A 14047-nucleotide genomic window follows, 5' to 3' on the forward strand; every position below is an offset into this window, starting at 1 on the left:
CCCGACGCCGGCCGCTGTCACGCCGCAGATCCCGACGCCTGCGCCAGCGCCGGCCGATCCGCAGGGCGACCTCGCCGCGGCCGTTGCTGCCGCGCCGGCGATGGCGATCGCCGCCAATCGCCGCCAGGAGGCGGTCGCGGCAGCGCGACGCGACGCCACGCGCAGCGAACAGGCCGCACGCCCCCGCAGCGTGCCGGCAGAGCGCGCCTACGCATCCGCGGCGCCCGCCAAGCCGCAAGCCAAGGCATCCACGCAGACGCCGTTCGTGGCGCCGGTCGCGCCGCCCACGATGGTCGCGCAGCGCGCCAGCGATCCGTTCGGGCATCCGGCGACGCCGCTGCAGGCCCGGCCGTGGCCGCGCTCGACCCTGCCGGCCGCCGATACCGGCAGCGAATTCACCGCCAGCTTCCCGCGTAGCGGCGCGGACCCGGCGGCGTTCTATCCGTTCGAACCCCGATTGCCTGCCGACGCCACGGCCAACCCGCCGCTGCATCCGCAGCCCTGACCCCGCGCGCCGGCAGGCGTCCGTGCCTCATTCCGGCGCGTGGTCCCGTTGCTTCGTCCCCACGTTGTTCCCCTTCCCGAACCGGAGGCTTGCGTCCGATGACTCACCGTATCCGCCACCATCTGTTGGGCCTGCTGGCGCTGACCGTGCCGCTGGCCGCCTGCGCGCAGCAGCCCAGCCCCAGCGCTGCCAGCGCCACGCCGCCGGCCGCGCAGTCCGCGCCTGCGCCGCAACTGGTCGGCAATCTTCCCGACTTCACCCGCCTGGTCGAGCAGGTCGGCCCGGGCGTGGTCAATGTCGAGACCACCATCAGCCGCCGCGCCGCGGCCGCGCGCTCCGGCGGCGGCATGCCCGACGACGACCAGATGCCCGAGTTCTTCCGCCGTTTCTTCGGCCCGGACGGCATGCCGGGCATGCCCGGGCAGCCGCGCGGCGGCGCGCCGGATGACGATGGCCCCGCCGGCCGCTCGATGGGCTCGGGCTTCATCATCTCGCCCGATGGCTACGTGCTGACCAACCACCACGTGGTCGATGGTGCCAGCGAGGTCAAGGTCAAGCTCACCGACCGCCGCGAGTTCACCGCCAAGGTGGTCGGCAGCGACCAGCAGTACGACGTGGCGCTGCTGAAGATCGACGGCAAGAACCTGCCGACGGTGCGCATCGGCGACTCCAACCTGCTCAAGCCCGGCCAGTGGGTGGTGGCGATCGGTTCGCCGTTCGGCCTGGACCACTCGGTCACCGCCGGCATCGTCAGCGCCACCGGCCGCAGCAATCCCTACGCCGACCAGCGCTACGTGCCGTTCATCCAGACCGACGTGGCGATCAACCAGGGCAACTCCGGCGGCCCGCTGCTCAACACCCGCGGCGAGGTGGTCGGCATCAACTCGCAGATCTTCTCCGCTTCCGGCGGCTACATGGGCATCAGCTTCGCGATCCCGATCGACCTGGCGATGAGCGCGGTCGAGCAGATCAAGAAGACCGGCAAGGTCACCCGTGCCCAGCTCGGGGTCATGGTCGGCGCCATCGATTCGCTGAAGGCGCAGGGCCTGGGCCTGCCGGACACCCGCGGCGCGCTGGTCAACCAGCTGGTCCAGGGCAGCCCGGCAGCCAAGGCCGGACTGGAAGTCGGCGACGTGATCCGCACGGTCAACGGTACCGAGATCGGCGCCTCCAGCGACCTGCCGCCGATGATCGGCGCGATGCAGCCCGGTGCCAAGGTACGCCTGGGCATCCTGCGCGACGGCAAGCCGCGCGAGCTGACCGTGCAGCTCACCGCGCTGGCGGACGACGCCCAGGCCAATGCAGGCCCGGTGGTCGGCGACAATGCCGCCCCGGCCACCGGCGCCAACGCACTGCTCGGTATCGACGTGGCCGACCTGGATGCCGCCACCCGCCAGCAACTGGGCGTGGAGCCGGGCAAGGGCGTGCGCATCACCGCGGTGACCGGCCGTGCCGCGCGCGAGGCGCAGCTGGTGCCGGGCATGGTGATCCTGCAGGTCGGGCGTACCCCGGTCGGCAGCGTGGCGGCCCTGAACCAGCAGCTGGGCGCCTACAAGAAGGGCGACGTGGTGATGCTGCTGATCCGCGTCCGCGACACCACCAGCTTCGTCGCGGTGCGCGCCGGCGGCTGATCCCTGCGCCCGGCCGTGGCCGGGCGCGATCCCGGGCGCCGATCCAGCCGGGTCGGCGCCCCCGGGGCAGGGGCGAATCCGGCGGCCGTCACCAGCGGCCGCCGGCCATGCGATAATGGCCCGTTATCCTGACGACGGTCCTGGCCGCCGCCCACCTCATGTCCTCTGATTCGATGCGGAACATCCGCAATTTTTCCATCATCGCCCACGTCGACCACGGCAAATCGACCCTGGCCGATCGCATCATCCAACTCTGCGGCGGCCTGCAGGCGCGCGAGATGGAAGCGCAGGTGCTCGACTCCAACCCGATCGAGCGCGAACGCGGCATCACCATCAAGGCCCAGTCCGTGTCGCTGCCGTACACCGCGCAGGACGGGCAGGTCTACCACCTGAACTTCATCGATACCCCCGGCCACGTCGACTTCTCCTACGAGGTCAGCCGTTCGCTGGCCGCCTGCGAGGGTGCGCTGCTGGTGGTGGACGCGGCGCAGGGCGTGGAAGCGCAGTCGGTCGCCAACTGCTACACGGCGGTGGAGCAGGGCCTGGAAGTGGTGCCGGTGCTGAACAAGATCGACCTGCCCACCGCCGACATCGACCGCGCCAAGGCCGAGATCGAGGCGGTGATCGGCATCGACGCCACCGACGCGGTCGCGGTCAGCGCCAAGACCGGACTGAACGTGCGCGACGTGCTGGAGGCGATCGTGCAGCGCATCCCGCCGCCGGTGCCGCGCGACACCGACAAGCTGCAGGCGCTGATCATCGACTCCTGGTTCGACAACTACCTGGGCGTGGTCTCGCTGGTGCGGGTGATGCAGGGCGAGATCAAGGCCGGCGACAAGCTGCTGGTGATGTCCACCGGCCGCACCCACCAGGTCGACAGCGTCGGCGTGTTCACGCCCAAGCGCAAGGTGCTGCCGGCGCTGCGTGCGGGCGAGGTGGGCTGGGTCACCGCCAGCATCAAGGACGTGCACGGCGCGCCGGTCGGCGACACCCTGACCCTGGCCGGCGACCCGGCCAGCAAGCCGTTGCCCGGCTTCCAGGAAATGCAGCCGCGCGTGTTCGCCGGCCTGTTCCCGGTCGACGCCGAGGACTACACCAACCTGCGCGAGGCGCTGGACAAGCTGCGCCTGAACGACGCGGCGCTGCGCTTCGAGCCGGAAAGCTCCGAGGCGATGGGCTTCGGCTTCCGCTGCGGCTTCCTCGGCATGCTGCACATGGAGATCGTGCAGGAGCGCCTGGAGCGCGAGTACAACCTGGACCTGATCAGCACCGCGCCGACCGTGGTCTACGAGGTGCTGAAGACCGACGGATCGATCATCAGCATGGATAACCCGGCCAAGCTGCCGCAGTTGAACATGGTCGAGGAGATCCGCGAGCCGATCATCCGCGCCAACATCCTCACCCCCGAGGAATACATCGGCAACATCATCAAGCTGTGCGAGGAAAAGCGCGGCAGCCAGATCGGCATCAACTACCTGGGCAGCCAGGTGCAGATCAGCTACGAGCTGCCGATGGCCGAGGTGGTGCTGGACTTCTTCGACAAGCTCAAGTCGGTCAGCCGCGGCTACGCCTCGCTGGACTACCACTTCGTGCGCTTCGACGCCGGCCCGTTCGTGCGCGTGGACGTGCTGATCAACGGCGACAAGGTCGATGCGCTGTCGCTGATCGCCCACCGCAGCCACGCCGACCGTCGCGGCCGCGAGCTGTGCGAGAAGATGAAGGACCTGATCCCGCGGCAGATGTTCGACGTGGCGATCCAGGCCGCGATCGGCTCGCAGATCATCGCCCGCACCACGGTCAAGGCGATGCGCAAGAACGTGCTGGCCAAGTGCTATGGTGGCGACGTCTCGCGCAAGAAGAAGCTGCTGGAAAAGCAGAAGGAAGGCAAGAAGCGCATGAAGCAGGTCGGCCGCGTGGAAATCCCGCAGGAAGCCTTCCTGGCCGTGCTGCAGATGGACAAGTAGCTGGGAATGGGGATTCGGGATTGGAGATTGGCCAAGGCAGACGCGCCTGCCGCCGTCCCGTTCTTGCGAATCCCATCTCCCCAATCCCAAATCCCGTTCCGAAGGAACCCGAATGAAATGGTTTGAAATCGCGCTGGTGGTCCTGACCTTCGCCACCGGCATCATCACCCTGCTGGACAAGCTGTTCTTCGCCAAGCGCCGCGCCGCGCGCGCCGGGTTGCTCGACAGCGAGCCGGTGATCGTCGACTACTCGCGGGCGTTCTTCCCGGTGCTGGCGGTGGTGCTGATCCTGCGCAGCTTCATCGCCGAGCCGTACAAGATCCCGTCCAGCTCGATGATGCCGAACCTGCTGGTCGGCGATTTCATCCTGGTCAACAAGTTCTCCTACGGCTTCCGCCTGCCGATCACCAACCAGAAGATCATTCCGGTGGGCGAGCCCAAGCGCGGCGACGTGGTGGTGTTCAAGCCGCCGCACAAGCCGGACGAGAACTGGATCAAGCGCGTGATCGGCCTGCCGGGCGACCGCATCGGCTTCCACGGCGACACCCTGTACATCAACGGCACGCCGATGAAGTACAAGGTCATGGGCGAGTACGTCGGCAAGGGCAAGGGCGCGGAAATGACCGGTGCCACGCTGCTCACCGAGTACCTGCCGGGCCGCACCCACACCGAACTGGAATGGATCGACCGCAACAACCCGGCCGGCCAGGGCGACTGGGTGGTGCCGCCGGGCAAGTACTTCGTGATGGGCGATAATCGCGACAACAGCGAGGACAGCCGGTTCTGGACCCAGACCCATTTCCTTCCCGAAGAGAACCTGCGCGGCAAGGCGTTCCTGATCTGGCTCAATTGCGAAGGGTGGTTCTGCAGCGGCAGTTTCGATCCGTCTCGGATCGGGACGACCATTCAGTGACTTGCGTGAGGGGAAGCGCGATGAAGCACAAGCAAAGTGGCATGACCTTGACCTCGTTCGTGATCGTGCTGGCGGTGGTCGGATTCTTCGTCTACATCGGCATGAAGCTGTTCCCGATGTACATGGAGTTCTACGCGGTGCGCTCGGCGATGAAGGGCCTGGCGACCGAAGCCGGCAGCGCCGAGATGGACCCGTCGCAGGCCAAGGCCTCGCTGTTCCGGCGCCTGGACATCAACAATTCGGACAACGTCAAGCCCGGCGACGTCACCTTCGAGCGCACCGACACCGGCGTGAAGATGCACGTGGCCTACGAAGTGCGCCGCCCGCTGATCGCCAATCTGGACGTGGTCGGCAAGTTCGACGCGACCCAGGACCTGACGACGCGTGGTGGCCAGTAAGACCATCCTGCGCGGTGACCGCATCGGTCACCGCTTCGCCGAGCCGCAGTTGCTGGCACAGGCGCTGACCCATCGCAGCGCCGGCGCGCCGCACAACGAACGCCTGGAATTCCTCGGCGACGGCATCGTCAACCTGCTGATCGCCGAGGCGCTGTACCAGCGCTGGCCCAAGGCCGACGAGGGCGCGCTGACCCGTGCCCGCGCCGAGCTGGTGCGCGAGGCCTCGCTGGCCGCCATCGGCCGGCAACTGGAGCTGGGCGAACGCCTGACCCTGGGGCCGGGCGAGATGAAGTCCGGCGGCCATCGCCGCGACTCGATCCTGGCCGATGCGGTGGAAGCCGTGGTCGCGGCGATCTACCTGGACGCGGGCTTCGAGGCCTGCCGTGCCACCATCCTGCCCTGGTTCGAGTCCGCGTTGGCGGCGCTGCCGGTCGGCAAGGTGGAGAAGGACGCCAAGACCCGCCTGCAGGAATGGCTGCAGGCCCGGCAGCGGACCCTGCCGGCCTACGAACTGATCAGCGAGACCGGCGACGACCACGCCAAGCTATTCCGGGTACGCTGCGTACTCGCCGAGCCCGCCCTGGTGACCGAGGGCGAGGGCACCTCGCGACGCCTGGCCGAGCAGCAGGCCGCCGCCGCCGCCATCGAGCAACTGGATTCGAGCAAGTGAACGAAGAAGCGACAACCCCTTACCGCAGCGGCAGCGTGGCCGTGATCGGCCGCCCCAACGTGGGCAAGTCCACCCTGACCAATGCCCTGGTGGGCGCCAAGGTCAGCATCGTCTCCAACCGGCCGCAGACCACCCGGCACCGGCTGCTGGGCATCGCCAGCTTTCCGGCAGGGCAGTTGCTGCTGGTCGATACCCCCGGCCTGCACCGCGAGCAGAAGCGCGCCATGAACCGGGTGATGAACCGCGCCGCGCGCGGCTCGCTGGAGGGCGTGGACGCCGGCCTGCTGGTGATCGAGGCCGGGCGCTGGGACGAGGAGGACACGCTGGCGTTCAACGTGCTCAGCGACGCCGGCATCCCGGTGGTGCTGGTGGTCAACAAGGTCGACCGGCTCAAGGACAAGACCGCGCTGCTGCCGTTCCTGCAGCAGGTCAGCGAGGGCCGCAGCTTCGCCGCGGTGCACCCGATCTCTGCGCTCAAGCGCAAGGGCCTGGAGGCGCTGGTGCGCGACCTGCTGGCGCTGGTGCCGGAAGCGCCGCCGATGTTCGGCGAGGACGAGATCACCGACCGCAGCCAGCGCTTCCTGGCCGGCGAACTGGTGCGCGAGCAATTGATGCGCCAGCTCGGCGAGGAACTGCCGTATGCCACCACCGTGGAGATCGAGCGCTTCGCCGAGGACGGCGCGCTGCTGCGCATCGGCGCGGTGATCTGGGTCGAGCGCGAAGGCCAGAAGGCGATCGTGATCGGCAAGGGCGGCACCCGCCTGAAGGACATCGGAGCCAAGGCCCGCCAGCAGATGGAGCGCCTGTTCGGCGCCAAGGTGTTCCTGGAGACCTGGGTGCGCGTGCGCGAAGGCTGGTCCGACGACGAGGCCGCGCTGAAGGCGTTTGGCTACGGGGAGTGAAGCCGGGATTGGGGATTAGGGATTGGCGATGACTAGCCTTCGGCTGTTGAAAGCCGGGATTCGGGATGTTTCGCGGACGGCTGGCTGTTGCAAGGTTTTCTGTGGGAGGGGCTTCAGCCCCGACGCTTTAACGGTAGGGCGTCGGGGCTGAAGCCCCTCCCACAGGAAAGCGATACGGCTGCGAACTTTCAGGAATCGCGCGTTCTCGATCCAAGCTTCCACGGTTTCTCGCAAAGCTTTCCGTCCATGGACCGCCGCTTCTACGAATCCCCACTCCCGACTCCCCAATCCCCGCCTTGATCGAGCACGAACCCGGTTTCGTCCTGCACGCCCGGCCCTGGCGCGAGACCAGCCTGCTGGTGGAGGTGCTGAGCGTGCACCACGGCCGGCTCGGCGTGCTCGCGCGTGGCGTGCAGGGGCCGAAGAAGCAGGCCTTGCGTGCGGCGCTGCAGCCGCTGCAGTCGATCCGCTTCAGTGCGCAACGGCGCGGCGAGCTGGCGCAGCTGCGCGCGGCCGAGGCGGTGGACACGGCGCCGCGGTTGAGCGGCGAGGCGATGCTGGCCGGTTTCTACATCAACGAACTGACCCTGCGTCTGGCCCCGCGCGACGATCCGGCGCCGGACCTGTATCTGGCCTATGCGCGCGTGCGCGCGCGACTGGCCCCCGAGGCGCCGCTGGCCTGGTCGCTGCGTTGCTTCGAGCGCGACCTGCTGGAGGCGCTGGGCGTGGGATTCGATCTGCGCCATGACGGCGACGGCGAGCCGATCGACCCGGCCGCGCGCTACGTGCTCGATGCCGAGCATGGGCCGCGCCGGCTGTTGAGCGATCGCGGCCACGACCAGCGCAGCGGCATGGCCACCGGCCGCGCGCTGCTGGCGCTGGCCGACGACACCGAACCGGCTGCCGACGATCTGCCCGGCCTGCGCCGCGGCATGCGTGTGGTGCTGCTGCACCACCTCGGCGGGCGCGGCCTGAAATCCTGGGAAATGGTCGAGGATCTGGCACGGCAGCGCAGCGCCAGCGCCGCGGCACCGGATTCGGCAGCGCGCGCAGCAACGACGGATTCGGCATCCGACACGGAGTCGACCTCCGAGTCGACGTCGGAGTCCACCGTGGAAGGGGCAAAGGCACCGCCATCCGCGGCGTCGTGATCGCACCGGATCGGCGGCGCGAGGGAAGCCGGCACGTGGGGGCTCGAGCGGCCTGCGGTTCGTCACGCCTCCACCGGATCCAGGTTGCCCGTAGGAGCGGCTTCAGCCGCGACGGGCTGTCCCGGCTACGCCTGTCGCGGCTGAAGCCGCTCCCACAGGTCCGTCGCGTGCTGAGGCGTGCTGTGAGTTCAGCGCATCAGCAGTGTCGCTCGTTGTGGGAGGGACTTCAGTCCCGACGCTGCTAGCGGCATGCGTCGGGGCTGAAGCACCCCTCACAAACGAGATGCGCCGTGCGGACGTTACCTGCTCTGCAGCGACGCGTCGTTTTTCCGTGGTGCTGAGCACCGACGCAGTCGGGTCTTGCTCATGCGGTGGTAGGAGCGGCTGCAGTCGCGACCGCCGCGTGGGAACGCATCGCGGCTGAAGCCGCTCCTACAGGTGCTTGCGTCGTCATCGGAGACGCCCAGGCGCCGCGGTGACATCCACCGCCGTCGCGTGCGGCGACGGCAGCGGCAGGCTCACTCAGCGCCAATCGATGCGCAGGCTCAGCGCGGCATTGCGCGCCTCGCCCAGCGTGTGCTGGTTCCAGTAGGTGCGATCGAACAGGTTGTTGATGTTGCCGGTCAGCAGCGCGTCGTAGCCGCCCAGCGTGGTCGCGTACTGGAAGCCGGCCGCGGCGACGGTGTGCCCCGGGATGAGCACACGGTTCTGGTCTTCGTAGTAGGCATCGCCGGAGTAGCGCACGTTGCCGTGCAGGCTCAGGCCGCGCATGCCCGGCACGCGCCAGGTGGCGTTGGCCAGCAGTTGTCGGCGTGCGGCGCCGGCCGGGCGGTTGCCGCGCAGGGCCGCATTGTCCGGCGACAGATCCTCCAGGCGCGGATCCATCCACAGTCCGCCGACACCCAGCTCCAGGTCCTCGGTCACGCCGACGCTGCCGATCACTTCCAGCCCGCGATACAGGGTCAGGCCATCCTGGGTCAGATAGCGCTGGCCGTCGCGGTAGGCATCGATCTGCGCGCCGCGCTCGATGCGGAACGCAGCGGTGGTCAGCGCGAAGCGCCCGCTCTGCAGCTTGGCGCCCAGTTCGTACTGCTTGCTCACCGTCGGCGCCAGCACGCTGCCGGCGTTGGCGTAGGCGGGCAGCGCATCGGTGCCGACGCGGCTGCCAGGTTCCAGCGCTTCGACGTAGCTGGCGTACAGCGAGACATCGTCGATGGGCTTGTAGATCAGCGCGACCGTCGGCGTCGTCACCGAGGTGCGGTAGCCGCTGTCCACCGCCGCATTGCCGTCCAGATCGCGCTGTTCGTAGTCGACGTGGCGTGTGCCGAGGATGGCGCGCCAGTGGTCGCCGAACTCCATTGTGTCGCTGACGAACAGCGCCTTCTGGCGCAGGTCCGCGCTGACCGGCGCCAGGCTGTAGTCCGGCCGGCGGGTAGGGCGAAAGGTCTGCTGGCGGTAGAGGTTGCCGTCGAAGTCGTTGCTCCAGTAGAACGCCTTGCTCCACTGATCCCAACTGCGCTGCACCGAGGCGCCGAACACCAGCGCATGCCTGACCGGACCGGTGTCGACATGGCCGTTGACCAGCAGTTGCGCCACGCTGGTGCGCAGCACCGCACCGAAGTCGTAGGCGAAGCCGGCGTAGTCGCCCGCGTCGTTGAGCAGGTTGGCGAACATCTTGTGCGATTCGTGCCGGCGGCGGCTGCCGCCCAGGCTCAGCGCCGCGCTCCAGCGCTCGTCGATGCGCCAGGTCAGGCCGGTGGTCGCGTGCAGCAGTGCGGTCTCGTAGTACGCGCCATCGACGCGAATCTTGGCGTAGTCGTCGGCAGGCCGCGGCAGGTGCGTGCCCTGGTAGGCATCCCAATAGAAGTACAGCGGCTCGTGCTCGAGCGTGTTGCGCTCGTGCACCAGTTCGGCATGCCAGGTCAGGCCTTCGACGATCGGTTGCTCGACCGCCAGGGCGAGCGTCTTGCGGTCGATGCCCGCGCCGTTGTACGCGTCGCCGCGTTCGATGCCGGCGTTGAGTCGGTAGCCGAAGGAGTCCGGACCATTGGCACGCCCGCCCGCATCCACCTGCGTCGAGAACACGCTGTCGTTGCGGTAGCCGATCGTGGTGGCCAGCAGCGGGGTGTCGGTGGGACGCTTGGTTTGGTAGCTGACGATGCCGCCCGGTGCGCCGAAGCCGTACATGAAGCCGCCCAGGCCCTTCAACGCCTGCACCGATTGCACCGCTTCCAGCGGGAACTCGCCGCCCCATTCCATCAGCATCGGCACGCCGTCCACGTAGAAGTTGCGCACGCCGATGCCGCGGATCTGCGTGCCCCACCAGTTGGTGGTGGCCGGCGGTTCGGCCGCGAACACCGACGGATCGTTGATGAAGATCTGTCCGAGCGTGGTGGCCTGGCGCCGCGCGATCTCGGGTGCTTCCACCAGGGTCACCGAGAACGGCGTATCCAGCAGGCGGGACGTGCCCAGCGTGCCGACCGCCGCATCCTGTTGCAGGTCCAGGCTGAGCCGCTGGCCTTTGACCATGACCGTGTCCAGTTGCGTGGCGTCGGCCGATGACCCGGCATCGCGTGCGCCGTCACTGGCGGTGGCGTCCTGGGCGTTGGCCGAGGTGGAGGCGGCGGCCACGAGTGCGGCCAACAGCGCGCGGGCGAGCATGCCCATGGCCGGCGCTTGCCGGTGGAATGAGGTCTGAAACATGAGAAGCCCCTGTTGCGGTAGTGACCGGACGGGGCGATGGCTGGTCCGAAGATGTTGTCGGGGCGTTAATTTATTCGAGAAAGAATCTTATTTGCAAGTTCGTCGCGACTGCCATTGCCGCTTCGTCGCTGTCGTCGCTGTTGCAGTACAGGATCGGTGAGCGTGAATGGGGCGAGGGCAGCGATGGCCGGACTGCCCTGGGAAGGTCCGGAAGGGTGCCGGTCGCGGCTGCAGCCGCTCCTATGCGAACTGGTGCAGAGGAACGAGCGTCATCCCCAATCCCCACTCCCCAATCCCAGCCTTCAGTGCAACAACGCCGCCACCGCCTCGCTGAACTGGTGGCGGGCCTGCGAGGACGCTGGATCGCCATGCAACTGGCGCACGGCACGCGCCAGTCTGGCGGCACCGACGAAGCCGCAGCTGGCCTGCAGCCGGTGCAGGTGGCTGCGCACTGCCTGGTCGTCGCTGAGTTGCAGGGCCGAGGCGACCGCGTCGCGGGTGCCGGGCAGCTCGGCCAGGAACAGTTCGCGCAGGGCGATCAGGTGCGCGCGCTCGCCGTTGAGTGCGGCCAGCGCCGTGGTCTCGTCCCAGTCCAGGGTCGGCTCGGCGGCACCGGGCGTGGCGCCGAGGCGGCCGCGTGCCAGCAGCCGGCGCACCGACTGCAGCAGGCGCTCGCTGCTGAGCGGCTTGAGCAGCACGTCGGCGAACCCGGCGTCGAGCAACTGCGCGCGGACCGCGGCGCTGGCATCGGCGGTATGCGCCAGCCCCAGGGTGCCGGGGCGTTGCCGCTGCAACTGGCGCAGCAACTCGCTGCCGCTGCCGTCGGGCAGGTTGGCGTCGATCAGCCACAGGTCGTGCGCCTGCGTCTGCGCGCGGGCGAGGGCGCTGGCGACCGAATCGGCCAGATCCACCTGGGCCGGCAGCGCCTGCAGGGTCGCGTCGAAGAAGGCGCGGCTGATCGGGTCGTCTTCGACGAGCAGCAGTCGCGTTACCGGGTCCTGGGTCGATGCCATGCTGATGCCTCCATGCGGCGTGGTCGCATCCCGCGCGGCTGCGCGCGTGCGTCCGCGCCACTTTGCCTCGCCGGCGTGGCAATCGCAAGCCGGTCCCGGACCGGCCCTTCTGCGACAATGGCCGCCCTTTTCCGCCCGCAGCCTGTTGCCACGTGGCCCGATCCAGAAACCGTCTCGACCGCACGCCCTTCCAGACCGACATCGCCGACCTCAGCCACGACGGCCGCGGCGTCGCCCGCCGCGAGGGCGACAAGGTCGCCTTCGTCGCCGGCGCGCTGCCCGGCGAGACCGTCCTGGCCGAACCCACCGCGCGCAACCGCCACTTCGACGAGGCGCGCACCGTGCAGGTCCTGCAGGCCTCGCCGCAGCGGGTGACGCCGCGCTGTCCGCATTTCGGGGTCTGCGCCGGCTGCGTGCTGCAGCACCTGGCCGAGGACCAGCAGATCGTCGCCAAGCAGCGGGTGCTGACCGAGAACCTGGAGCGCATCGGCCACGTGACCCCGCAGGCGGTGCTGCCGGCGCTGACCGGTGCGCCCTGGGGCTACCGGCGCAAGGGCCGCTTCTCGGTACGCCGGGTGGAGAAGAAGGACAAGACCCTGGTCGGCTTCCGCGAGCAGGATCCGCGCTTCGTCGCCGACCTGTCGGTGTGCCATACGGTGATCCCGCAAATCGGCTTCAAGGTGACCGCACTGGCGGACCTGGTCGAGAGCCTGGACGGCAAGCGCGACATCCCGCAGATCGAGTTCATCGCCGGTGACGCCGCAGTGGCGTTGACCTTCCGCCACATGCAGCCGCTGAGCGCGCGTGACCAGGACGCGCTGATCGCCTTCGCCCAGGAACACGATTTCGCCATCTTCCTGCAGCCCGGCGGCGTGGACAGTGTGCATCCGCTGTATCCGCAGGAGGTGCCGCTGTCGTTCCGGCTGCCGCAGTGGGACGTGGAGCTGGCGTTCCGGCCGCTGGACTTCATCCAGGTCAATGCCGCGCTCAACGAGAAGATGATCGCGCACGCGCTGGCGCTGCTCGACGCGCAGCCCGGCGATCGCGTGCTGGACCTGTTCTGCGGCCTGGGCAACTTCACCCTGCCGCTGGCGCGCACCGTGCGCGAGGTGGTCGGCGTGGAGGGCGACGCCGGGCTGGTGGCGCGCGCGCGGGAGAACGCCCAGCGCAACGGCCTGGACAACGCGCAGTTCTTCGCCGCCGACCTGACCCAGGACCAGCGCCAGGCGCCGTGGATGCGCCAGGGCTTCGACAAGCTGCTGCTGGACCCGCCGCGCTCCGGTGCGCTGGAGGTGCTGCAGCAACTGCCGTTGAAGCAGTTCCAGCGCATCGTCTACGTCAGCTGCCATCCCGGCTCGCTGGCGCGCGACGCCGGCTACCTGGTCAACGAACAGGGCTTCGTGCTCAAGGCCGCCGGCGCGATGGACATGTTCCCGCATACCGCGCATGTGGAGAGCATTGCGGTATTTGAAAGGCCGTGATTCGGGATTGGAAATTGGGGATTCGCAGCGGCGCCTCCGCGCGCTGGCTTATGCTTTCACCAATCCCGAATCCCCACTCCCCAATCCCATGCCCTTAGAAATCGAACGCAAATTCCTGGTGACCGGCGACGCTTGGCGCGCGGCGGCGCATGCGGTGATTCCGATGGCGCAGGGCTATCTCAACGACCAGGCGGCGCTGGCCAGCGGGGCGCAGAAGGCGTCGGTGCGGGTGCGGGTGCAGGGCGCAGAGGCGTTCCTCAACCTCAAGTCGCGCGAGCTCGGGCATACCCGCCAGGAGTTCGAGTATCCGATTCCGCTGGCCGATGCGCGCGCGCTGCTGGCGCTGTGCGTGGGCGGGCTGATCGACAAGCGCCGGCACCTCGTGCAGCACCAGGGCCACTTGTGGGAAGTGGACGAGTTCCTCGGCGACAACGCCGGGTTGGTGGTCGCCGAGATCGAACTCGACAGCGCCGACGAGGCGTTCGCCAGGCCGGACTGGCTCGGCGCCGAAGTCACCGACGATCCGCGGTACTACAACGTGGCGCTGGCTAGCCGTCCATTCTGTGAGTGGCAGGGATTGGGGAGTGGGGATTCGGGATTGGTAAAAGCGTAAAGCCAAACGCCGCACGCGGCCCGCCTTTGCGAATCCCCAATCCCGAATCCCGAATCCCCGCTTCTCGCGGCGATCGGGCTTATGCTTTTACGAATCCCCAATC

General features: G+C 68.6%; 11 protein-coding genes and 1 pseudogene. 10 read left to right on the top strand and 2 right to left on the bottom strand.

The window, feature by feature from the left end; translation table 11 throughout:
- From ACP93_RS22040 to recO, 8 genes and pseudogenes are all read left to right on the top strand, one after another.
- Positions 1-505 (top strand): annotated as a pseudogene (locus tag ACP93_RS22040) (hypothetical protein); the annotation flags it as partial.
- A gap of 98 nt (positions 506-603) precedes the next feature.
- Entirely contained in the window at positions 604-2136 is a 1533-nt protein-coding gene (locus tag ACP93_RS20350) for a DegQ family serine endoprotease (protein ID WP_048492481.1), read from the top strand.
- A gap of 173 nt (positions 2137-2309) precedes the next feature.
- Positions 2310-4100 (top strand): translation elongation factor 4, encoded by a 1791-nt coding sequence (gene lepA / locus ACP93_RS20355; protein WP_048492482.1) that lies wholly within the window; start codon positions 2310-2312, stop codon positions 4098-4100.
- A gap of 112 nt (positions 4101-4212) precedes the next feature.
- On the top strand, positions 4213-5013 hold the full coding sequence (gene lepB, locus ACP93_RS20360) for a signal peptidase I (RefSeq protein ID WP_010340595.1): 801 nt from the start codon (positions 4213-4215) through the stop codon (positions 5011-5013).
- A 20-nt stretch (positions 5014-5033) separates the two neighbouring features.
- Complete coding sequence (locus tag ACP93_RS20365; RefSeq protein ID WP_010340596.1) at positions 5034-5411, top strand: DUF4845 domain-containing protein; 378 nt, start codon at positions 5034-5036, stop codon at positions 5409-5411.
- Positions 5401-6081, top strand: coding sequence for a ribonuclease III (rnc, locus tag ACP93_RS20370; protein ID WP_048492489.1), 681 nt, complete (start codon positions 5401-5403; stop codon positions 6079-6081). The genes ACP93_RS20365 and rnc overlap by 11 nt, the downstream gene beginning before the upstream one ends.
- The gene (gene era, locus ACP93_RS20375; protein ID WP_048492483.1) at positions 6078-6983 is read left to right on the top strand and encodes a GTPase Era; all 906 of its coding nucleotides are present in this window, start codon (positions 6078-6080) and stop codon (positions 6981-6983) included. The genes rnc and era overlap by 4 nt, the downstream gene beginning before the upstream one ends.
- A gap of 287 nt (positions 6984-7270) precedes the next feature.
- On the top strand, positions 7271-8134 hold the full coding sequence (recO, locus tag ACP93_RS20380; protein WP_228136105.1) for a DNA repair protein RecO: 864 nt from the start codon (positions 7271-7273) through the stop codon (positions 8132-8134).
- 522 nt (positions 8135-8656) lie between these two features.
- Here the strand turns inward: recO and ACP93_RS20385 are convergent.
- Both ACP93_RS20385 and ACP93_RS20390 read right to left on the bottom strand, forming a co-directional pair.
- On the bottom strand, positions 8657-10837 hold the full coding sequence (locus ACP93_RS20385; RefSeq protein ID WP_228136103.1) for a TonB-dependent siderophore receptor: 2181 nt from the start codon (positions 10835-10837) through the stop codon (positions 8657-8659).
- A gap of 302 nt (positions 10838-11139) precedes the next feature.
- Positions 11140-11856 carry an Hpt domain-containing response regulator gene (locus ACP93_RS20390; protein ID WP_204243727.1) on the bottom strand — a complete coding sequence of 239 codons (717 nt, stop codon included), beginning with the start codon at positions 11854-11856 and terminating at the stop codon, positions 11140-11142.
- A gap of 146 nt (positions 11857-12002) precedes the next feature.
- Between ACP93_RS20390 and rlmD the strand changes: the two genes are divergently transcribed.
- Positions 12003-13331, top strand: coding sequence for a 23S rRNA (uracil(1939)-C(5))-methyltransferase RlmD (rlmD, locus tag ACP93_RS20395; RefSeq protein WP_048492487.1), 1329 nt, complete (start codon positions 12003-12005; stop codon positions 13329-13331).
- A gap of 88 nt (positions 13332-13419) precedes the next feature.
- Positions 13420-13944: a CYTH domain-containing protein gene (locus tag ACP93_RS20400; protein ID WP_048492488.1), complete on the top strand. Its 525-nt coding sequence runs from the start codon at positions 13420-13422 to the stop codon at positions 13942-13944.
- Positions 13945-14047 lie beyond the last annotated feature (103 nt).

The sequence above is a fragment of the Xanthomonas sp. NCPPB 1128 genome (assembly GCF_001043115.1).
GTDB lineage: Bacteria > Pseudomonadota > Gammaproteobacteria > Xanthomonadales > Xanthomonadaceae > Xanthomonas_A.

What these genes read in the sequence shown, in the direction of transcription:
- ACP93_RS20350 (WP_048492481.1), top strand. Translation starts at nt 604, where the DNA reads ATGACTCACCGTATCCGCCACCATCTGTTGGGCCTGCTGGCGCTGACC.
- lepA (WP_048492482.1), top strand. Translation starts at nt 2,310, where the DNA reads ATGCGGAACATCCGCAATTTTTCCATCATCGCCCACGTCGACCACGGC.
- lepB (WP_010340595.1), top strand. Translation starts at nt 4,213, where the DNA reads ATGAAATGGTTTGAAATCGCGCTGGTGGTCCTGACCTTCGCCACCGGC.
- ACP93_RS20365 (WP_010340596.1), top strand. Translation starts at nt 5,034, where the DNA reads ATGAAGCACAAGCAAAGTGGCATGACCTTGACCTCGTTCGTGATCGTG.
- ACP93_RS20385 (WP_228136103.1), bottom strand. Translation starts at nt 10,837, where the DNA reads ATGTTTCAGACCTCATTCCACCGGCAAGCGCCGGCCATGGGCATGCTC.
- ACP93_RS20400 (WP_048492488.1), top strand. Translation starts at nt 13,420, where the DNA reads ATGCCCTTAGAAATCGAACGCAAATTCCTGGTGACCGGCGACGCTTGG.